Origin of the sequence: Alteraurantiacibacter aestuarii, assembly GCF_039523595.1 — a bacterium.
Taxonomy (GTDB): Bacteria; Pseudomonadota; Alphaproteobacteria; order Sphingomonadales; family Sphingomonadaceae; genus Alteraurantiacibacter; species Alteraurantiacibacter aestuarii.
Window position 1 is genome coordinate 683,734 of sequence record NZ_BAAAFP010000002.1, and the last position, 20,148, is coordinate 703,881.

General features: G+C 63.9%; 17 protein-coding genes. 16 read left to right on the top strand and 1 reads right to left on the bottom strand.

Annotation, left to right across the window (positions count from 1 at the left end):
• Nucleotides 1-21: 21 nt before the first annotated feature.
• Genes ABDZ98_RS06840 through ABDZ98_RS06870 form a run of 7 tightly spaced genes read left to right on the top strand, consistent with a single transcriptional unit; the run spans nucleotide 22 to nucleotide 7,974 of the window.
• Nucleotides 22-2,622: a phage tail sheath family protein gene (locus ABDZ98_RS06840; protein ID WP_160590008.1), complete on the top strand. Its 2,601-nt coding sequence runs from the start codon at nucleotides 22-24 to the stop codon at nucleotides 2,620-2,622.
• A 35-nt stretch (nucleotides 2,623-2,657) separates the two neighbouring features.
• Nucleotides 2,658-3,221: a phage tail protein gene (locus tag ABDZ98_RS06845; protein WP_160590006.1), complete on the top strand. Its 564-nt coding sequence runs from the start codon at nucleotides 2,658-2,660 to the stop codon at nucleotides 3,219-3,221.
• Between the two features lie 3 nt (nucleotides 3,222-3,224).
• The gene (locus ABDZ98_RS06850) at nucleotides 3,225-3,956 is read left to right on the top strand and encodes a hypothetical protein (RefSeq protein WP_160590004.1); all 732 of its coding nucleotides are present in this window, start codon (nucleotides 3,225-3,227) and stop codon (nucleotides 3,954-3,956) included.
• 4 nt (nucleotides 3,957-3,960) lie between these two features.
• Nucleotides 3,961-4,380: a hypothetical protein gene (locus ABDZ98_RS06855; protein ID WP_160590001.1), complete on the top strand. Its 420-nt coding sequence runs from the start codon at nucleotides 3,961-3,963 to the stop codon at nucleotides 4,378-4,380.
• Entirely contained in the window at nucleotides 4,377-5,018 is a 642-nt protein-coding gene (locus tag ABDZ98_RS06860) for a Pvc16 family protein (protein ID WP_160589999.1), read from the top strand. The genes ABDZ98_RS06855 and ABDZ98_RS06860 overlap by 4 nt, the downstream gene beginning before the upstream one ends.
• A complete protein-coding gene (locus ABDZ98_RS06865; RefSeq protein ID WP_160589997.1) occupies nucleotides 5,015-6,955 on the top strand; it encodes an ATP-binding protein in 1,941 nt (646 codons plus the stop codon). Before ABDZ98_RS06860 ends, ABDZ98_RS06865 begins: the two co-directional genes overlap by 4 nt.
• Entirely contained in the window at nucleotides 6,955-7,974 is a 1,020-nt protein-coding gene (locus tag ABDZ98_RS06870) for a hypothetical protein (RefSeq protein ID WP_160589996.1), read from the top strand. The genes ABDZ98_RS06865 and ABDZ98_RS06870 overlap by 1 nt, the downstream gene beginning before the upstream one ends.
• 71 nt (nucleotides 7,975-8,045) lie before the next feature.
• On the opposite strand, the gene ABDZ98_RS06875 is transcribed toward ABDZ98_RS06870, so the two are convergent.
• Nucleotides 8,046-8,213 carry a hypothetical protein gene (locus tag ABDZ98_RS06875; RefSeq protein ID WP_160589994.1) on the bottom strand — a complete coding sequence of 56 codons (168 nt, stop codon included), beginning with the start codon at nucleotides 8,211-8,213 and terminating at the stop codon, nucleotides 8,046-8,048.
• Between ABDZ98_RS06875 and ABDZ98_RS06880 the strand changes: the two genes are divergently transcribed.
• The 9 genes from ABDZ98_RS06880 to ABDZ98_RS06920 are packed head-to-tail and all read left to right on the top strand — an operon-like array spanning nucleotide 8,212 to nucleotide 20,085.
• Nucleotides 8,212-9,138, top strand: coding sequence for a hypothetical protein (locus ABDZ98_RS06880; RefSeq protein WP_160589993.1), 927 nt, complete (start codon nucleotides 8,212-8,214; stop codon nucleotides 9,136-9,138). The two genes, ABDZ98_RS06875 and ABDZ98_RS06880, sit on opposite strands and share 2 nt — an antisense overlap.
• Before the next feature lie 30 nt (nucleotides 9,139-9,168).
• Nucleotides 9,169-9,825 (top strand): hypothetical protein, encoded by a 657-nt coding sequence (locus ABDZ98_RS06885; RefSeq protein ID WP_160589991.1) that lies wholly within the window; start codon nucleotides 9,169-9,171, stop codon nucleotides 9,823-9,825.
• 15 nt (nucleotides 9,826-9,840) lie between these two features.
• Complete coding sequence (locus ABDZ98_RS06890) at nucleotides 9,841-10,149, top strand: LysM peptidoglycan-binding domain-containing protein (protein WP_160589990.1); 309 nt, start codon at nucleotides 9,841-9,843, stop codon at nucleotides 10,147-10,149.
• Entirely contained in the window at nucleotides 10,146-11,291 is a 1,146-nt protein-coding gene (locus ABDZ98_RS06895) for a hypothetical protein (protein ID WP_160589988.1), read from the top strand. Before ABDZ98_RS06890 ends, ABDZ98_RS06895 begins: the two co-directional genes overlap by 4 nt.
• A complete protein-coding gene (locus tag ABDZ98_RS06900) occupies nucleotides 11,288-12,121 on the top strand; it encodes a phage baseplate assembly protein V (protein WP_202385933.1) in 834 nt (277 codons plus the stop codon). Before ABDZ98_RS06895 ends, ABDZ98_RS06900 begins: the two co-directional genes overlap by 4 nt.
• A complete protein-coding gene (locus ABDZ98_RS06905; RefSeq protein WP_160589987.1) occupies nucleotides 12,118-12,489 on the top strand; it encodes a GPW/gp25 family protein in 372 nt (123 codons plus the stop codon). Before ABDZ98_RS06900 ends, ABDZ98_RS06905 begins: the two co-directional genes overlap by 4 nt.
• A complete protein-coding gene (locus tag ABDZ98_RS06910) occupies nucleotides 12,486-13,991 on the top strand; it encodes a baseplate J/gp47 family protein (protein ID WP_160589985.1) in 1,506 nt (501 codons plus the stop codon). The genes ABDZ98_RS06905 and ABDZ98_RS06910 overlap by 4 nt, the downstream gene beginning before the upstream one ends.
• Entirely contained in the window at nucleotides 13,988-18,295 is a 4,308-nt protein-coding gene (locus ABDZ98_RS06915; RefSeq protein WP_160589984.1) for a baseplate J/gp47 family protein, read from the top strand. Before ABDZ98_RS06910 ends, ABDZ98_RS06915 begins: the two co-directional genes overlap by 4 nt.
• Complete coding sequence (locus tag ABDZ98_RS06920) at nucleotides 18,292-20,085, top strand: hypothetical protein (protein ID WP_160589982.1); 1,794 nt, start codon at nucleotides 18,292-18,294, stop codon at nucleotides 20,083-20,085. The genes ABDZ98_RS06915 and ABDZ98_RS06920 overlap by 4 nt, the downstream gene beginning before the upstream one ends.
• Nucleotides 20,086-20,148: the final 63 nt, after the last annotated feature.

A 20,148-nucleotide genomic window follows, 5' to 3' on the forward strand; every position in this document is an offset into this window, starting at 1 on the left:
CAATAGAACAGAGGAAGCCCCATGAGCGTCGAAGTCAGCTATCCCGGTGTCTATATCGAGGAATTGCCCAGCGGCCAGAAAACGGTCACGCCGGTTGCCACCAATATTGCGGCCTTCGTGGGAAGGGCGCTGTTCGGATCGACCGACGAGCCGATCACGATCAACAGCTATGGAGATTTCCAGAACCTGTTTGGCGGGCTGCAGTTCGATTATCCGATGAGCTATGCGGTCCAGGATTTCTTCAACAATGGCGGATCGCAGGCGGTTATCGCGCGGCTGTTCGAGCCGACTTTGGGCGATGGCGCGGCGCGGATGCGCTTCCCGCCCGCACCCCCTGCAGCGCCCGATGGCTGGCTGATCGATGCCAATGCGACGGCCGGGGCAACCAGCCTCACCGTAGCTCCGCCAGATGCCGAGTCGGAGGCTGCACCCGTTGCCGGCATGACCTTCGCGCTGGAAGGCGATCCCGGCACTCAATATACCGTAACCGGCTTCACCCCGGCCAATAAGACCAAGAAGACATTGGCAAGCGTCACGATTGCCCCGGTCCTGGCAAGGGACTTCCGCAAATGCACCAAGATGGTGTTTCAGGCCGGGCCAAGTCCGTCAGGCTGGACAGGTTTTGCAGGGGGCAACAACCAGATCACCCTGGCGGGTGGCAGCGGCATTCCCGAACTTGGCGACCTGATCCAGTTCGCCAATGACACCACCGGCGCATCCTATGCGATCATCGCCAGCCCGCAGGTGACCGGGACCGACCCGAACAATCTGACGCTCAAGCTGACCCTGTCCGGCAAGCCCACGGCGGCCGACGGCGCGGTGATCTTCTCATCGCCTGTCGCCCTGCCGATGCCGCTGGGCTGGGAGATCGAGCAGACCGCGCTGAACAGCGCCAAGACCATCGCCACGCTCTCCATCATCAATGGCACCAACGCGCCACTGCCCGGCGATCAGTTCACCGTTGCCAATGATCCCAACACCTATGTGGTGGGCACATATACCGCGGCGACGGCCAAGGCGGACGCCACGATTACGGTCACCATTCTGGGCGGCGGGACTTTTTCGTCTACGCAGTTCTGCCTCTGCTGCGCGCCGATCTTCAACCGCGCGCCGCCTGAAAACGCCACGATCAAGAAACTGGCCAAGTCCGGCGATATATCGATCACGATAACCCCGCCGGAACTGGGCACGGTGGATATTGGCGACACATTCCAGGTCGAAGGTGACGATACCTTCTACAGCGTGCGCCACATCGATCAGAACACGATCTATTTCCTGCCCAAGGCCGAGGCCGACTTTACCAAGACCGGTATCACCTTCTTCCCGACGCTCCAGCTCAAGGCTGCCAATCCGGGCAAGTGGGGCAATCTGCTGACCGCCAAGACGGACAAGAACGGCATTTCTGCGGAAACCGCCAAGCAGTTCCAGAGCGAATATCAGATTACCGCGGACGACCTGTTTAACCTGACGCTGACGCTCTACAATGCCAAAGGTCAGGCGATTGCCAGCGAACGTTACCTCAACCTGTCGGTATCGAAGGAAGGGGAGAAGCAATATTACCCCAACCGGGTGGACAAGGTGCTGGCCAGCGAATCCGCGCTTGCCCGGGTGGACCAGATTTCCGGCATGCCGCCCGGCGATGGCCAGGTGGCACAAGGTGTGGGTGGCAATAACGGCACCTATCTGACGCCGACGACCTACCTCGGCAATCAGGACCGCAAGACAGGTATCTACCTGCTTGAAAAGACCGATCTGTTCAATCTGCTGTGCATTCCGCCAGACCGCCGTTTCCTGCCCGAAGTGGCCGAATCGATGCAGGATCTGGACGTGCTGGTACGCGGTGCGGCAGCGGAATATTGCACCAACAAGCGCGCCTTCTTCATTGTCGATCCGCCTGCAAACTGGGCGGACAAGGCAAGGCAGGGCCTGCTCTCGCAGCTTGATCCCTCGCAGGTCGGGATCACCGGCGCCAATGCCGGGGGCCAGGAATATGCGCGCAATTGCGCCGTCTACTTCCCGCGCATCTGGAAAGAAGACCTCAAGATGAAGGGGCGTCAGGCGTTGTTCCCGCCTTGCGGTGCGATTGCCGGTGTCATGGCCGCAACCGATGTCGGGCGCGGCGTGTGGAAAGCACCCGCCGGGCAGGCAGCGGGTCTGGCAGGCGTCAGCAAGCTGGACGTCAAGCTGACCGACGCAGAGAACGGTGAGCTCAATCCCAAGGGCATCAACTGCCTGCGCAGCTTCCCGATCGTGGGTCCGGTGGTGTGGGGTTCACGCACATTGCGCGGCGCCGATGCATTCGAGGACGCCTACAAATACATCCCGGTCCGCCGCTTCACGCTGTTCGTGGAGGAATCCCTCTACCGCAGCACGCAATGGGCGGTGTTTGAACCCAATAACGAAGCGCTGTGGTCATCCCTGCGGCTGGAAGTGGGTTCCTTCCTGGCAGGCCTCGCACGCCAGGGCGCGCTGTATGATTACACGGTGCAATGCGATGCCAAGAACAACACGGCTGACCGCATTGCCCGGGGAATCGTGACCGTCACCGTCGGGATCGCGCCGGTAGATCCGGCGGAGTTCGTCATCCTGCAAATTCAGCAAACCGCGCCTGCAAGCGCGTGATCTGAAACAGCCTCGCCAAGGATTGAGATAGAACCATGTCAACCAACACCGAATTTCCCAAGGCGACTTACCGCTACGATCCGTATCGCAGCCACAAATTCCGTCTCAAGTGGGATGGCAAATATGTGGCGGGCGTCTCGAAAGTCAGCGCGCTTTCGCGATCTACGCAGGTCGTCACCCATCGATCGGGCGGTGATCCGTCGGTCCCGCGGCGGATGCCCGGACAGAGCGAATATGCGGCGATCACGCTGGAGCGCGGCGTCACCCACGATCCGGCCTTCGAGCAATGGGCCAACAAGGTGTGGGATTATCACAATCACATCACCGATGATCAGCAGGGCGGCACCGGCAATCAGGACGTATCGCTCAAGGATTTCCGCAAGGACATTATCCTGGAGGTCTATAACGAGGCGGGCCAGAAGGTGCTGGCGTATAATATCTATCGCTGCTGGCCGTCGGAATTCGTCGCGCTTCCAGAGCTTGATGCCAATGGCAATGCCGTGGCCATTTCGATGCTCAAGCTTGAGAACGAAGGCTGGGAGAAGGATACCTCCGTCGCCGAACCGGCCGAGCCCAGCTACACACTGCCAGCGAGCTAAGCCGTGCCTGCGATCTCGCCAGCACAGATGGTGGCGATCTGGGAACGCGGCAAGCCGCAACCGGATTGGCAGCGCGCGCTCGAAATCGTGGCCGCGGGCGAGGAATGCGGCGACGCGGAGCACCTGCGCACGCTGACGCTGGGCGAGCGCAATGCCCGCCTGTTCGCGCTGCGCAAGGCCACTATCGGCCCGATCATGCGCGCCTTCGTCAAATGTCCGCAATGCAGCGAGCCGCTGGAATTCGAACAGTCGATAGACGAATTGCTGGATGGCAACGCCGCCGCGCCGCAGCGCGAGTTCAGCTTCGCCATCGATGGCTACACCCTCCATTGCCGGCTGCATGACAGCACCGATATTGCGCACACTGCGGATCTCTTTTTCGAGGAAGAAATTGCCGAGGCGCTGGTCGATCGCGCCTTGCTGAAGGCCGAACATGCGGGCGAAACACTGCCATCGGCGGCGCTGAGCGACAGCATGCGTGCGGCCATCGCGCGCGAAGTTGCTGCCCGCGATCCGCTGTCTCGCCCCGGCGTGGCGCTGGGCTGCGCTGCGTGCGAACATGTGTGGCAGGCTCCGCTCGATATCGCCGCCTTCTTCTGGACCGAGATCGAACGCCTGGCCCGGACCACGCTGGACGATGTGATCGCGCTGGCGCGGGGCTATGGCTGGCGCGAGAACGATATCCTGGAAATGGGCGCATCGCGGCGTCAGCTCTATCTCGAAGCGCTGGAGTGATGCCATGTCCAGTTCCGATTGGTTAGTGCGCGCTATTCAGGGAGACAGACCGCAAGTCAGCCCGGCGGCGGACTATGGCGCCCGGACGATAGACTTCTCTGCCCGTCACCAGAGCGAGGCCAAGCGCAGCCAGCCCATCCCCTTGCCGCTGCCGGTGATCGAACCGCGCAAGCTGCGCGGCGATGGCATGCCGGTGCGCTTTGCGGCTGGCAGTATCCGCCCGTCCGACCTGCCGATGCCCGTACAGGGCCATTCGCGCCCCGCTGCGCTGCAAATTCCCGGCGCGATCACGCCGCGGCCAGAGGATCATGACGAGGCCCTGTCCGCCGCGCGCCGGTCCACGCCCTCGCGTCGGCAGCGGATGGCAGCATCAGGCAGGACCGATCGGATGAGCCCGGATCAGATCAGGCGGGATCTGGGATGAGCGATTATCGCAGCATCGCCATGGTAACTTCCGCCTTGCAGCGCATTATCCAGACAGCGGTGAACGAGGTGCTGGACCGGGCGCGCGTGCATGTTGGCCCGCCCGATGCAAAGGATCACGATGGCAAGTCGGAGGTCAATCTCTACCTTTACCAGGTAACCACCAACGCCGAACTGCGCAATCACGATCTCCCGCGCTGGGGGGCGGACGGGAAACTGTGGCGCAAGCCGCAGGCCGCCATCAACCTGCATTACCTGATCAGCTTTTCGGGCGACGGGCTGGAGCCGGAACTGATGATGGGCAAGGTCGTGGGCAGGTTCCACGGCATGCCGCAGATCAGCCGCGCCCGGCTGGAGAATCTGGCGACCACGGAGCATTACACACCAAAGGGCGCGGTCGATCTGCTTGGGGCAGACCTTTCGGGCCAGCATGACACGATCTGCATCACCCCGAGCTATCTCGATTTTGACGAGATTTCGAAGCTGTGGTCATCGTTCTTCCAGGTCCGCCATCGCCGCACGCTGATGTATGTCGTTCATCCGCTGATGATCGATGCCGAACAGGCCGAATCCCTGCCCGAAGCCCTGCCCGAAGCGCAGGATGAAACAGCGGCTTACCGTGCCGGGGCGGGCCGATGAACGCGCCTTTGGAGAATATCGCCAAGAAGGCTCTGGTCGAAGATCTGCGACGCATCAGGCAGATGCTCGCGGCCTATGCCGGTGGCGATGTGGACGCTGTGCGGCAGGGCGAGCCGCCGTTGCGCTTTTCCACGCTGGATGGGGCCAGCAGTCCCACCCCGCTGGCATGGCTGATGCAGATTTTCGGCCTGACTGAATTTGAAGCCGACATCCTGCTGTTGTGTGCGGCGATGGAACTGGATGCCGAATGCGCGCATCAGGTTGTGCGCCTGCAGGATGGCGCCACGCCCACTTTCTCGCTCGCGCTGGCGGCATTCCCGGGTGCGCACTGGAGCGCGCTGCTGCCCGATGCTCCCCTGCGGTCCTGGCGCCTGCTGCATGTCGAGAAAGACATGCCGATCACCACCGCCACGCTGCGCATCGATGAACGGATACTGCATTATCTGGTGGGCCTGTCCAGCCGTGATCCGGGCACCGAAAGCCAGATGAAACTGGTGGAGGCCGATCTCGAACTCACCCCCGGTCACCGGCAACTGGCGCTGAATATCGCGAGCAGCTGGCGCGAAGCGACGCAAGCGGCCGAGGCGCCGCCATCGATCATGTTGCGCGGCGGCGATCCCGTTCTCAAGCGTGCAATCATTGCCGCTGCGGCGGCAAAGCTTGGCTATTGCGTGCACGAAATCCGCCTGCGCGATCTGCCAGCGGACAGGCACGAGCTGGCCGTGCTGATCCGTCAGGTTGAGCGCGAGGCGCTGATCAGTTCAAGCTGGATCATGCTTGCTGCCGGCAATGGCGCGATCGAGGGAGAGGCTCGCGAGCGGCTCGATCTGGTTCTTGCCCATGCCACGCTGCCGGTCACTGTTTCGTGCGGAGAGGCTCCCGATGGCGAACAGCGTCTGGCGGGTTTCGGTGTCCCGGCGGTCCCTCCTGCTGAAAGGCTGGAGCTGTGGCGCCAGCTGCTGCCGCCCGGTGTGGTTGCCGAACGGGCGATGGCGCAGCTGGGCTTCCAGTTCGATCTGTCCGTTGCCGCCATGCGCGCGGCGATCATGGAAGCGCGGGCGCAGACCGGCAGTGACGAGCCGCTGGACAAGGCGCTGTGGCGCGCCTGCCGCGATCAGGCGCGTTCAAGCATGCCGCCATCGGTTCGCCGGCAGGAACCCCGGGCAGACTGGAACAGCCTGATGCTGCCAGCGCGCGAGCGGGACCTGCTGCGCACCATCGCACAGCAGGTTGCCGCGCGTGCGGCGGTTCACGGAACATGGGGAATGGGCGCATCGGGCGCTGGCGGGATCGGTATTTCCGCGCTGTTTGCGGGGCCAAGCGGCACCGGCAAGACGCTGGCCGCAGAAGTGCTGGCGAATGAACTTCAGCTTGATCTGTACCGCATCGATCTGAGCATGGTCGTCTCAAAATACATTGGCGAGACCGAGGAGAACCTTCGCGCGCTGTTCGATGCGGCAGAGAAGGGCGGCGCCATCTTGCTGTTCGATGAAGCTGATGCGCTGTTCGGCAAGCGCAGCGAAGTGAAGGACAGCCAGGACCGGCACGCCAACATGGAAGTCAGCTATCTGCTCCAACGGATGGAAAGCTATGGCGGGCTGGCGATTCTGACCAGCAATCTGAAGGACAATCTGGACGAGGCGTTCCTGCGCCGCCTGCGCTTCATTATCGACTTTCCCTTCCCGGATGGTCCCGCCCGAAAAGCCATCTGGCGCGCAGCTTTCCCGGCACAAACCCCGCTGGACGGCGTGGATTTTGACAGGCTGGCAAAGCTGCATCTGGCCGGCGGCAGCATTCGCAATATTGCCCTGAACGCCGCTTTCCTCGCCGCGCACCAGGGCTGCGCCATCACCATGTCCCACATCGAGCAGTCCGCGCGGCTCGAATATGAAAAGCTCGGCCGCGCCCCTGGCGATGAAGAACTGGGAGGCTGGTGATGGGCAAGACCCCGGGCAACGGAAAGGCGAAGGCGGCCCAAAAGGGGCCCGGCAAGAAGATTGGCAAGGCCGACCGAACGACTTCCAGGGTGAGGACCAAGTCGCAGGTGCGGAGGGTCAAACCGCTGGCGCGCAAGGATCAGCGCGGCTGGAATTTTGATCATGAGAACGAGATCGCCGAATGGCAGGGACGCGGCCCAAGAACCCCTTTGGAAGATACCGGATACGGGCATTATACGGAGCGAGAGCAGCAACTTCTGCAAATGCCCGATGAGCATAAGGGCGGCCATGGCGGCTCGATGAAGAGCCTGCGCACGCACCATGCCGTTCCGGAAGAGGCGCTGAACCAGCTCTCCGATGTTGCCTATATGGCGAGCGCCCGGCTGGGACGGTATTACGAGGGGCCGACCGAATACAGCGGACTGGACCCGTCACCGGTCAAAGCCAGCGTTGGACACCGGGACAAGAACGCTCACAGGAAGGAATTCAGGCGGGCAACCGGCGAAGCCAGCGCCACCCGCTATCAGCAGGCCTCAGGAGATTATGTACCTGGGACCGATTATGAGATTCTCCATGCTCACGGCGTCGGTGAAGTTGGCAAGGTGAGCCAGCAGATCGTCAATCTTGCGTCTGCATCGCAAGGTGCCAATTCGCAGATGATCCCCTACGACAAGGCGATTTCCGGCAATCCCAGGATCCGCGTCGGCAGCTATTTCCAGAAGAAAAAGGGAACCCACCAGGCGGTGGCGATCCATCAGGTCTATTATCACGAAGCCATGGGCGACCAACCCATTTTTCATCAGCAGGTCGAACCGCATCGACCGGAGATGTCGCGCGAAGAATATGAATATCACGAAGCGCAGGCGGAAAGGCTGAAACAGCACATTCGCGCGCTCGAAGGCCCTCACGATGACGGATCGATCCAGCCCATGCAGATGGATGAGGAGAAGGATCAAGACGAAGATGAGGAAGCCGCTGCGACAATGGCATCGATGAGCATGCAGCGGGGTCATTTCTGATGACAGGCCTCGTCCACCCTCCTGTGCCCGGCACAAGCCGCCCATGCGGGGAGGCGCTTTGTGGCTAGTCGTTACGGTCCGCAAGCGGTGAAGACCGTGATCAGGAAAGCGCCTGGCGCGGCAGCTGCGCTGAGCCGGTCGATGGGGGCAGCGGCTGCGGTTCCTCGCCATTCATTCTCGACGCTTTCGCCGCGCTCATCACGATCGTCCGGTCCCGCCTCCAGCCTGTTTCGCACCATGAGCCTGCCGAACCAGGTGATCCGCCGCGAGCTGCATATCGCCGCGCAGGGCAGTGGCAGGCCCGCGGATCAAACCTCCAGCGTCACCCGTGTTGGCGATGATTATCACGGTGACACCGTGACCATCGCCGGACCGGGCAAAGGGCATCATGACTGGCGTGAGTGGCCAGCATTTGGCGGTGTCCAGACGGAAAGAGGCCAGCAGTCGCGGATTGACGAGACCATGCGGGAATTGGTTGCAGCCCACCGCCGCGGGGATGACGAGATTCACCTGTCGGGCCACAGCCGAGGTGCGGCGAACCAGATTCTGGCGGCCCAGATCCTGCATCACCGGGGCCTGATCTGTCCCGACACGGGTGAACAGGTAAGGCCGCCCGGCGTGACGGTCCACAGCCTCAACCTGGCCGATACGGTGCCCGAAATGGGCAAAGGCCATATGACCGTGGAGACAGCAGAGGGGCGTCGCAACGTGCCCTATGAACACAAGGATGCCGCGATTCCGCCCAATGTCTTGCGGGTGAATAATTACGTGGCCGGGGGTGAGGAGCGCCTGCGTTTTCGCGATCTGCCGATCCAGGCATCCTCCTCAACTGCGGTGCAGACGCATATCGTGCCCAATGCGGTCCATTCAGACGTCGGCGGTACACCCGGTTTCCAGAAGGATGCCGGTGATCTGGTGGTTTCGCATGCGGTTCAGTCACTGGGCCAGCAATACCCGGGCCAGTTTGGCACTGGCGGCGTGATGGCTGCCGGGGCCTATAATGCGGCGCTTCGCCGCCAGCAGCAGCGCCAGCCTGCACCCGGACTGGTGGAACAGGGAATTGGCCTGGTCACCGGAACGCAACAGCGGCAGTTCCCGCTCACCGCCCAGCCCCTGGGGTTTCGCGACGAGGATGAAGAAAGCGTGGTGTCCGGTGAACATTGACGCGCCCACCAGCAGCAGGAGCGTGCAGCCATGACTTATCAGGCGCGCGGTCCCAAGGTTTTGAAGGGCGCTTTCGTCACCATTCCGGTGTCAGGCGGATCGCCCAGCACGGTCGCCTTCCAGTATAATCCCGCCACATTGAAGCGCAGTCTGCAGCCACAGTTGGTCGGCGGGGAGCCGCAGGCGCGCTCGCAAGCGGTGCGCTTTACCGGTCCGCCGGTGCAGACCATCAGCATCGATATTGAACTGGATGCGGCAGACGGCATGTGCAGCGGCAATGCCGCCGCGCTGGCATCGGGCAGCCTGCCGCAGCTCGCCCAGCTTGAACTGCTGGTCTATCCGCAGCTTGCCGCCGTCAAACAGGCACAGGCGCAGCTGGCATCGGGCGTGATGGAAATTGCCGCCAAGACAGCGCCGCGCACGCTGTTTGTCTGGGGTGCCAAGCGCGTGCTGCCGGTCAGCCTGACGGGTTACCAGATATCGGAGGAGCTGTTCGATAACCGGCTCAACCCGGTGCAGGTGACGGTTTCGGTCACCATGCGCGTGCTCAGCTACACCGATCTGGACGCCTCCAGTCGCGCCAGTTTCGACTTCATGACCTATCAGCAGAATCTGGTCGAACTGGCCAGTTCGGCTGGCGGTTCTGGCCAGGCCACGGGCACCGGCATCAACGCCGGATCGTATTAAGGGGAGGGCGCACAGATGTTCGACCCCTCCAGCCGCTATCACGGCCTGCCCAACAGGCTCCACCGCAGGAGCGACGGGCGCGAATATGTGTACAAGGCGCGCCGCCTGATCCGCGACGATGCCGCTGTGCCCGCCAGCCATGAAGTGACCGTTGGCGCCGATGAGAGACTGGACACGATCGCCGCGCGTGAACTGGGCGACCCGCTGGCTTTCTGGCGCATCGCGGATGCCAATCCCACGCTCGATCCGTTCGCGCTGGTTGAACCGGGCACGACCTTGAAGATACCCTCTCTGGACCATGATTGCGCGCAGGTGGATGAATGAGCGCGCCCGGGTCCATCCAGCTCGAACTGTGGCTGGGCGACATGGTTGCCCGTCCGGCACCGGCGCAGGTCACGGCGCTGCTGCGCGGTGCCCAGGTCACGCGCAATTGCCAGGCTCCGGGGACTTTCCAGCTGACCTTCCGGCTCGACCGGGAAACCGGCTCCAGGGCCGACTTCGCATTGCTGACCGGCGGCATGGTCAAGCCGTGGAGCCGGGTGCTGGTGATGGTCCGGCTGGGATCGCAGCGCACCACGCTGATCGATGGTTTCGCCACCGCGCAGGCCTTGTCGCATGACGGGGACAGCGGTGCCTCGCAACTGGTCGTGTCGGGCGAGGATGTGTCCATCGTGATGGACCGGCTGCAACTGTCGCTGGAATATCCGGAGATGGGCGATGCGGCCATCGCCGCGCTGGTGCTAGCGAAATATTCGCTGGTGGGGATCGTGCCCGAAGTCACCCCAACGCCGTTCGATCTGGTCCCGCTGGAGATAGAGCGCACATCGCAGCAGAACGATACGGACCGAGCCTTCCTGTCCCGGATTGCCGCACGCAATGGCTATCGCTTTGCCGTCAGGCCGGGGCCAGCACCGCAGACCAATATCGCTTCATGGGGACCACCGGAGAATATCGGTAGCGTGCAAACACCGCTTTCGGTCGACCTTGGCGGGGCGACCAATGTCTCGAAGATCAACTTCCAGCTCGATGCTGCCGCGCCGGTGCAGGTGCTGGGCATGGTGCAGGACAATGATACGCAAATCGATGCGCCACTGGTAACGGTGGGCAGCACGCGCATTCCGCATCTGGCCACAAATCCCGCGCTTGATGCGCTGGGCCTGATGCAACGGCGCGAACTCTATACCGATCCGCGCCATGGCTATCTGCAGGCGATGCACGATGCGCAGGTCCGCACCGATACCACCTCGCAAGGGGTGCTGAAGGTTACGGGCGAGCTGGATACGCTGCGCTATGGCGGCGTGCTGGATGTGCCGGGCCTGATCGACCTGCGCGGTGTGGGCACGCATTATGACGGGCGTTACCGGGTCGAGCAGGTGACGCATAACCTCGGCATTGGCAGCTATACCCAGTCCTTCACGCTTGCCCGTGAGGGTACTGGCAGCACTATTTCGCAGGTGGCGGCATGAAGTGGCTGCGCAGGAAAAAAGCTGGCGAGGAGCGCTTCTGGGGCAAGTATCGCGGCAAGGTGATGGAGAACAAGGACCCGCTGTTCCAGGGCCGGATCATTGCCAGGGTGCCATCCATTTCCGGATCGCTGCTGAACTGGGCGCTGCCTTGCGTGCCTTATGCGGGCAAGGATGTGGGGTTCTATGCCATTCCGCCCGTGGGCGCCAATGTGTGGATCGAATTTGAAGGCGGTGACCCGGATTATCCGGTCTGGGCGGGCTGCTTCTGGGGGCCGGAGGATATCATCCACGCGCCCGAACCGGTGGTTCCCGAACTCAAGGTGTTCAAGACCGCGCACACCACCATCATCATCAACGATCTGGACGAGGTTGGCGGCTACAGCGTCCATTGCAACACCCCCGCCGTGGATGTGCCGCTGTCGATGGTGTTCAATTCCGAAGGCATCAAGCTCACCTGTCCCGAAGCCAACTTCCAGATGACGCCCGAAAGCATCACCCAGACCGTCCCCGAAGCGCGGGTTTCGGTAACCGCGGCGCGCATATCGATGACGGTGCCCGAGAGCACGCTGAACATGACGCCCGAAGTGCTGTCGCTGGCCGTGCCCGCTTCCTCGATCGAGCTGAGCGGGGAAGCGATCGAGGTTGAGGCACCAGAGGTGAGCGTGGACGGCGAAGTCAACATGATGCCTCTGGTCACGATTGAGGGCGACAATAACGTGGCAGGCGCGCTGACGGTGGAGCTGGAGGCCAATGTGGCCGGTGCGGTCACCATCGAGGGCGGGCTTGCCATCGAAGGCGGCGGCGAGATCGACGGGGCGCCGATCCTGTGACCACCAGAGCCGCCTTTCCCTATGGCCTGTTGCCTGCCGGCCCGACCCGGCTGGCCGAGGTTGACGATGTCCTGGCGCAGATGCTGGCGCAGATTGTGCTGGTCAGGCCCGGCGAGCGCGTGAACCGCCCCGACTTTGGCAGCCCCCTGCATGATCTGGTGTTCGATCCTTCTTCGGAAGCCGTTACCGCAGCCTTCGCCGCGCTGGTGCAAAGCGCGATCCGCCAGTGGGGGGGCACGACGATCGATGTGCTGGCGGTGGACATAAAGCCTGCTGGCGAGCGGGCGGAAGTGCACGTGACCTACTGCGATGCCCGCACCCGCACCGCGCACCGTATCGTCCTGCCATATTATGGAGAGACCGCGTGACGGCGGCGGCAAGCACCTATCTGGCGCGCGATTATGCCAGCATGCGGCGTCTGCTGATTGCCGAGCTGGAAGCGGCGGTGCCCGGTGCGGCGGATCTGCCGGTGGCCAGCATCGAAATGACGCTGATCGAGGCTATGGCCTATATCGGCGACTATCTGTCCTATGCCCAGGATGCGGCCGCGACGGAGGCCTATCTTCAGACCTGCCGGCAACGCCTGTCAGCCGCCCGCCACGCCGTGTTGCTGGGAAAACGGCTGAATGAGGGGTGCTGTGCCCGCACGCTGCTGCAATTTGATACCGGCGCAGACGCTGTGGAACTGCCCGCAGGGACGCAGGCACTCAGCCGCTTGGCCGGGCATGATGCGGTGCATGTGGGCGCGGCAGATGCGGCTGGCGATGTGGCACATGCTGCAACCGGATTTTCCACCCTGCATCCACTGACCGTGCGCCGGGAGAATGCCAGATTCAGCCTGTCGGACGCTTGCCCCACTCTCCTTGCGGGGGCCTGCCATGCCATGCTGGATGCGCGCGCAAAAGGGCTGGGCAGGGGTGATATCCTGTTGTTCCGGCACGTGGAAAGCGGCTGGGCGCAAGGTGTCAGGCTCAGCAGCGTGCACGTGGAAGGCGATGAGACGCGCGTGGAATGGCTGCCCGCCGATGCGCTGGCCCCTGCCATTCCCACATCCGGTCATTGGCAGGTGCTGGGCAATATCGCCGTGGCTGAGGAAGGCACGGCGGTTGAGCTTGCAGAGCCGGTGGTGCTGGATCGCTGCGGTACAGCGGCACTGGTGCGCGCGCCCGCGCCAGCTTTCGCCATGCCATTCGATAGCGACCGGGCCAAAGGCCTGCCACTGGCGCCGCAGCTGGCGTGCGATCCAGACATGGCCGAGCCGGTGATGTGGCTGGATGAGCAATGGGATCGCCAGCACGCAGCATGGCCCTTTGCGCGCTGGAGCGCCCGCCGTGATCTGCTGTCCATTGCACCCGGCACCCGCGCCTTTGTGCCCGAGGTGATCGGGGATGATCTGCTGCGGCTGCGCTTTGCCGATGATCCGGCCCATCCGGTTCCAGGCGATGTGCCCGCCTATGCCACATACCGGTCCGGCAAGGGCGCGCGCGGCAATATCGCCGCCAACACCCTGGTCCATCTCGTCGATGCCGACCAGCGCATTCGCCAGGTGAGCAACCCGTTGCCAGCATCTGGCGGATGCGATGCCGAGCCTTTGGTCACTGCACGCCGCACGATCCTGTCCCGGTGCGAGGGTGCCGCGCCGGGCCGCTGCGTCACCCCTGCCGACTATGCAGCGCTGGTTGCCCGCCATGAAGATGTGGCTGGCGCAAGTGGCGCGCCCACATTCGCCAACGGTTTGCGCCGTATCGACATATCCGTCCGGCGCGGTGCGGGCCGCAGCGTGGATGCGGACTTCAGGCGCGCGCTGCTCGATCTGATAGCGCCTGCCTGCCTGCTGGGTGATGTGGTGCACATCGGGGACGCGGGATGAGCGAGACAGTCCCCCCGGTTGAAAGCCACGCCGAAGCGCCCCCATCACCGGCATCGGCTGCGGTGCTGAGGCGCCTGCTGGCCGGAGCAGGGCGCACGCCCACGCTGGCGGGGCTGGTTTCGGACATGCCCGGCGATGTCAGCCGGGCCCTGCTGGGAGCATGGGCAACCGCCTGCGATATTCTCGGCTTCTACCGCGATCGCATTGCCGACGAGGCCTATCTTGCCAGCGCGCAGGAAGACGCATCGATCCTGTGGCTCGCCCGCATGGCCGGACTGAAGCGCCAGCCGCCACAGGTGGCCAGCACGCTGCTGAGCGTGACCCTGGCCGATGCGGCGGGCCAGCCGCGCGAGGTTTCACTGGCGCAGCGCGGCGCACTTGCAGTGCAGAACATTCCGCCTGCGGGCGAAGCTCCGGTGATCTTCGAAAGCACCGATATCATCGACCTGAAGCTGCGCTGGAATGCGATGACATTGGGCAGGCCATCGGTGGCCAGCGCGGCGGTTATCAGGCCCGGCGCGCTGAGCATGGCCTTTCCGGCAGGATCGGTGGATCTGCACAAGGGCGACGGCCTGCTGATCACCCTGGCGGACGATCCGGGCGCCGATCCGCCGCCCAAGCAGGCACGCTCTGTCTTCGTCATCGTGGACGCTGTCGAACATGACAGTCTGGCGGGCGTGACGCTGGCCAGCTGGTCCACTCCGTTCCCGCAGCTGTATTCACCAGAGCCGCAGTGCAAGCCATATCATCAGCCTTACGCTGTCCAGACGGTGGAGACATTCCGTAACCGCGCGGGCCTGTTCGGCCGGACTGCGCGCGCGTGGAGCGAGCTTCCCGCCGACCAGCAGCGCAAGTCTGGCACTGTTCCGGGTGGTCTGGTCCAGCTGAACGCCAAGCTGGGACAGCGCTGGCAGAACGCCAGCAAGGGATTGCCGCCGGGCGATGTCAGCTGTGTCCACCAGCTTGCCGACGGCACAATTCTGGCTGGCACCGGCGGCGGCCTGTACGTTCGCGAGAAACATGGTGAGTGGAAGGCGGCAAGGCTCCCGGCCGGGCGGCACGATATTCGCGCCATCACGGATCTGCCGGTGATCGTGCATGACCAGCCCAGCAGCTGCTGGCTTGTCCGCCAGCTTGAAAAGTTCAGCATCGTGCGTTGGCTTTTGCACCTGTTGCACCTCGATCGCGGGCAGAAGCGCGACGGTCTGCTGTATGCCGGAACCGCTGCTGGCTTGTTGCTGAGTTCCGATGATCGCGGGGCAAGCTGGGCGCAGGTCGGCCCATCGGCCAAGGCGCACGGTGCCCCCATCAATGATCTGCTGGTCATCCCCGGCAGCGGAACGGGGCCGGATCGGATTGTGGCGGCCACCAACCTGGGGTTGCAGCTGTTCAACTTTGCCACCGCCAAATGGGAAGTGACCACCAAGCTGCCCAGGGCCGGAACTTTTGATCCCGGCCTGAGCGGGGTGGCGGTCAACGCGCTGGCGCTGTTCAAAGGCTCGATCGTGGCGGCAAGCCAGCATGGCCTGCTCGTCTATCCCGTCAGCAAGGCGGGAAAGAAAACGGGCGCAAAGGGCAAACCGGCGCCGTTGTTCTCATGGTACAAGGCCAGCCTGCCGGGCAATCCCGATGTCGCCTGCACCAGCCTGTGCATGGCGCATGGCGGCAAGACCCTGTTCGTGGGAACTGGAGCCGGAATGGTCGCCACGCCCAACCTAGGCCGCTGGCGGGAATGCAACAGGGGCCTGTCCGATCCCGCGCCCGCGATCACATCGCTGGCGTTGCACGGCACGGACCTGTTTGCTGCCAGCGCCACCGGCATCATCCGCACACACCACGACTCCATCCACTGGCACAGCCTTTCGGATGAAGTGCTTGTGCTGTTCAGCGCCGATGGCTCGATGGTAAAGGAACTGGTGCAGCGCGGGACGTCGGGCAGCGATCTGATCGCCCGCTTTGCGCTTGCAGGAATTGCCGTGTCGCAAGCCGCCAGCTGGGAACGGGTCGATCCACCGCATGGCGCTGATTTTGCATGGATGCTCAAGAACCCGCTCGCCAAGGCCGAGCAGACGGACCATCACAAGTTGGATCGCTATCTGCTGGTCCAGCGCGGCACCGTTGTGCGTGTGGCGAAAATTGTCGCTCTGCCCGGTGTGAACGGGCTTTCCGCCTGTGGCCAGACATTGCTGGCCGCCACGCAGCGGGGCGATCCGGTTGACAGGCAGTGGCCCGATTTCGCCAATGCGGCTGACGAGCTGGTGCTGGACCGCAAGGTCGACGGGCTCAAGGCGGGTGCCCGCTTCCTGATGGCCGCTGCCGGGTCGAAGGCACAGACACCCGGCCTGCCCGATCCGGCCATTGTCGATCCTGATGCCTACAGGGTCGAGAGTGCATCCACCCGGTTGCACCGCGCATTTGGCAAGGCCGCCAATGTCACATCGGTAACGCTGGCTGAACCGTCCCCGGCGGTCACGCTGATGGACCTGCGCACCGCTCGCCTGTTCTTCAGCACCGGCATGGCCACGCCGCTGGCTACCCCGCCTCCCGAAGCTCCACTGCAGGGTTCAATACTGGATCTGGGATCACCGGCAGCGGGGTTGGGCATGCATCGCAAGCTGATCCTGTCCGGGCCGCGCCGCGCGCTTTTCGCGGTGCCAGACCTTCTGGCTCTGCTGGAAGGCGAACTGGACGATGCGATTTCAGCCACGGTGCGCTTGTTGCCCGGAGTAAAACGCAACAGCGTGATGCCGGAGCTTGATCAGGGCGTGATCGGCACTGCCGCGCGCCCCCTGCTTGCTGCTGCGGGCCTGGCATTGTCACGCAGTGCAAGCTGCCTCGCCCATGTTCCGGGCCAGCAATGGCTGATCCGCGATGGGGACCGGGGCTGGCACCTGATAGCGCCTTTAGAAGACGTCTGGTGCCAGCCGCTCCCCTTGCTCGAACTGGTTATGGCGGGTGAGGGCGAGAAGTCATGCCAGGTGGCCGGCGAGGACGGAGCGGCCTTTCCCCTGCCGCCGCTGCATGATTGCGTCTGGCAATCCCCCGCCTCCTGGCAGCAATCCGTGGCGCAATCGGTCAAGGTCGCACAAGATGTGACTGGCGACAGCTTGCTGGCAGGCGGCAAAGTCGGCCTGATCGCTCCGGTCACAGTCCCCTTCGACCGGGCGAACTGCCGCGTCTCTGCCAATGTTGTCACGGGACAGCAGACGCAGACCATCGCAGTGGAGGTGCTGGGTGATGGGAAGGGCAACGGGCCAGGCGGCAGGCAGGGCAGGGCCCTTCAGCTGAGCACTTCCCCGCTGGCATGGTCCGGCCCCGATGCGAGCGGTGCGGCGTGGCCTGATCTTGAGGTCTATGTCGATCCACCCGCTGGCGCCATAACCCGCCAGGACGCACAGCTGCTGAAGCAGGGACAGCGCTGGTATCCGACGGCCAGCATCGCCTGTGCCGGACCCGATGACCGGGTGTTCGAGATTGAAAACGGGCCGCACGGCAAGTCGCGGCTTCGCTTTGGCGACGGGCGCAACGGCGCCGCCCTGCCCGGCGGAACCAGCAATGTTGCGGCCACATACCGCACCGGAGGCGGCGCAGCGGGCAATGTACGGGCCAACAGCCTGCGGGTCCTGCGCCGGCGATCTTCCGGGGTCAGCAAGTGTACCAATCCCCTGCCGGCCAGCGGGGGCAGGGACAGCCAGCCAATCGCCTCGCTTTGCCGCAGGGCGGCGTCACACAGGTGCATCAATCAGCGGATCGTGACGCTGCGTGACTATGTCGCCTTTGCCGAGGATTTTGCCGGAGTGGTATCCGCCCGCGCGCAAGTGCTGGAGAAGGGCACCAAGGTGGCGATCAGTGTGCTGTGGGATGCAGAGTTGGGCGATCAGGAGCGATCTGACCGCACGCAAGCACTTGAAACGGCCATCGCGCAGTGCAGGGCCGATGCGCTCGATCTGGCCGTGTCCAGCGCCTGGCCGCTACTGTTCTCGCTTGAGGTGCAGGTCACGCCGACACCGCAGGCCAATGGCGATCTGCTTCCGGGACTGGTGGCACAGGCACTCTACGATGCCTTTGGCCCCGGGGCGTGGACGATCGGCCAACCGCTGGACAGGCAGCATGTCGAAATGGTGGCCAGGCGTGTGCCCGGCGTCGCCAGCGTCGGTCCCTGCACGATCAGGATCGCGGGCGAGGATGCCGCGCTGGACCGGCTCGAGCCGCGCCCTTCTGACATTACCGCCGGCGATCACCACTATGCCGCCCAGATGCCCGTGCTGGCGGCCAGCTGTGATGCACGGGTGAGCCTGACATGATGCGCGCAGCCCCATCATTCTTCGATCTGTTGCCAGAGCTTTACCGGCGGGCGGATAGGCTGGCGGGCAATGGCCAGTTGCAGGCGCTGACAGGGCTGCTGGACAGCGCCCGCGGCGATGTGGAGCGCGATATCCAGGCGCTCTATGCGGACTGGTTTGTGGAAACCTGCGCCCCGGGGGTGCTTGGCGATCTGGCGCAGCTGGCCGGGTGGCAGGGACCGCCGGAAGGCGCGTATGATGCGCGGGCAATGGTGGCCAGCGCGGCGCAACTCAACCAGACCCGCGGCACCGCTTCAGCAGCGCAGCGCTACCTCTCCCAATTGAGCGGGTGGCCTGTCAGCGTGAGGACAGACGACGCCGCAGGAGGGGCAGCGATCACTGTCTGGCAAGCAAGGTTGCGCCATCTGCGCGGCTCCACGCCCGTCCATGCACGGCGCGAAGGCCCGCATGGCCGCTGCTTCCGCCTGCATCCGCTGGGGTTCGATGCTCCGCTCTACCAGCGGCCGGGGGGCGATGGAGGCACCGATCTTGCCACTGGTCCCGCGCTGGAACGGGAGCTGGGGGACGATGTGCTCGCCGCCCATGTCTGCGTCAGCGTGCGCAAGGATGATGGAAGCTGGCAGCGGCTCTCCCTGCGGATGGGCGAACTGTCCGGCTGGTATTGCCGGGACATCGGCGAGCGTGAGGCGATTGTCGATCCGCAAACGGGGCGGATGCTGCTGGGCCGGGGTCCTTTCGAGATGGCCGATATTCTCGTCGATTGCACGATCAGCGAGATACTCCCGTGTGACAGGCGCTCAGAACTGGAACCGGCGGCCAGCGGCTGCTGGGTGGCGCATGTCCACCGTTCGGCCCCGCCAGGATCGCGCGGCGGGGTGCAGTATTTCCGCAGCCTGCGAGAGGCGCTCGACATCGCGGCGGGAGTTTCGGCTGATATCCATATCCGCCTGCTCGATTCCACGCGGCAGGAACTTGGAGAAGCGGGGCTGGCGGACAAGACCGGCAATTGTCCGCCCGATCCCAACCGCGCGCGGCACATCACCATAGAGGCGCGTTCAGGCGAAACGCCTGTTATCGCCGGAGTTCTGCGCTTCACCGCCGCGCACAGAGGCCTTGCGGTCGCACTCAGGGGCCTCACGCTGGATGGATCGATCGAGATTACCGGCAAGGTCTCCGCCGCGCTCGAATCCTGCATTGTCGCGCCGATTGCCCGCATGCGCAGCAGGGATACGATGGCTCCGGCAATCCGCTGCTGGTACGATGGCGCTGACAGGTGCGCCCTCAGCCTTCAGTCCTGCGCCATCGGGCCAATCGTCACGCATGGCCAATCGCTTGTGTACATGACGGACAGTGTGGTGGACGGCTACCGGCAGCGCAATGCCGTGGACGGCATGGCCAGACTGCACCTCACCCGCTCGACCATATTTGGCGATTTGAACTGCCTATCGATCGAGGGGCAGGACAGCGCCTTCATCGGACTGGCGATTGCCGGGGAAGGTGCTGCCATTCCCGGCTACCCGGAGGGACGCGACCAGTTCATCAGCAGCGACATCGCGCAGCCGGGCTATGCCATGCCGCGCCGGGGAAGCGCCTCGCTGGCGACCCGCGATGCGGGAAATTTTCCTGATATCGGAGCGACCAGACTGCTCGACATTCCTGCCCGTGAGGATCTGGTGAGGCAGGCTGTCGGCCTTGATGCAGATGCGGCTGATGGCTCCTCGCCAATTATCCCGCTGGGCGTGAAGGTCACCCTGCGCTTTATCCAGCAAGACGGCAGCGTCCATGATTAATGCGACAATTGTGACCATCTGACGATAGCCGCAAACCGCTCTTTGCATCTGGCGCGTTTTGGG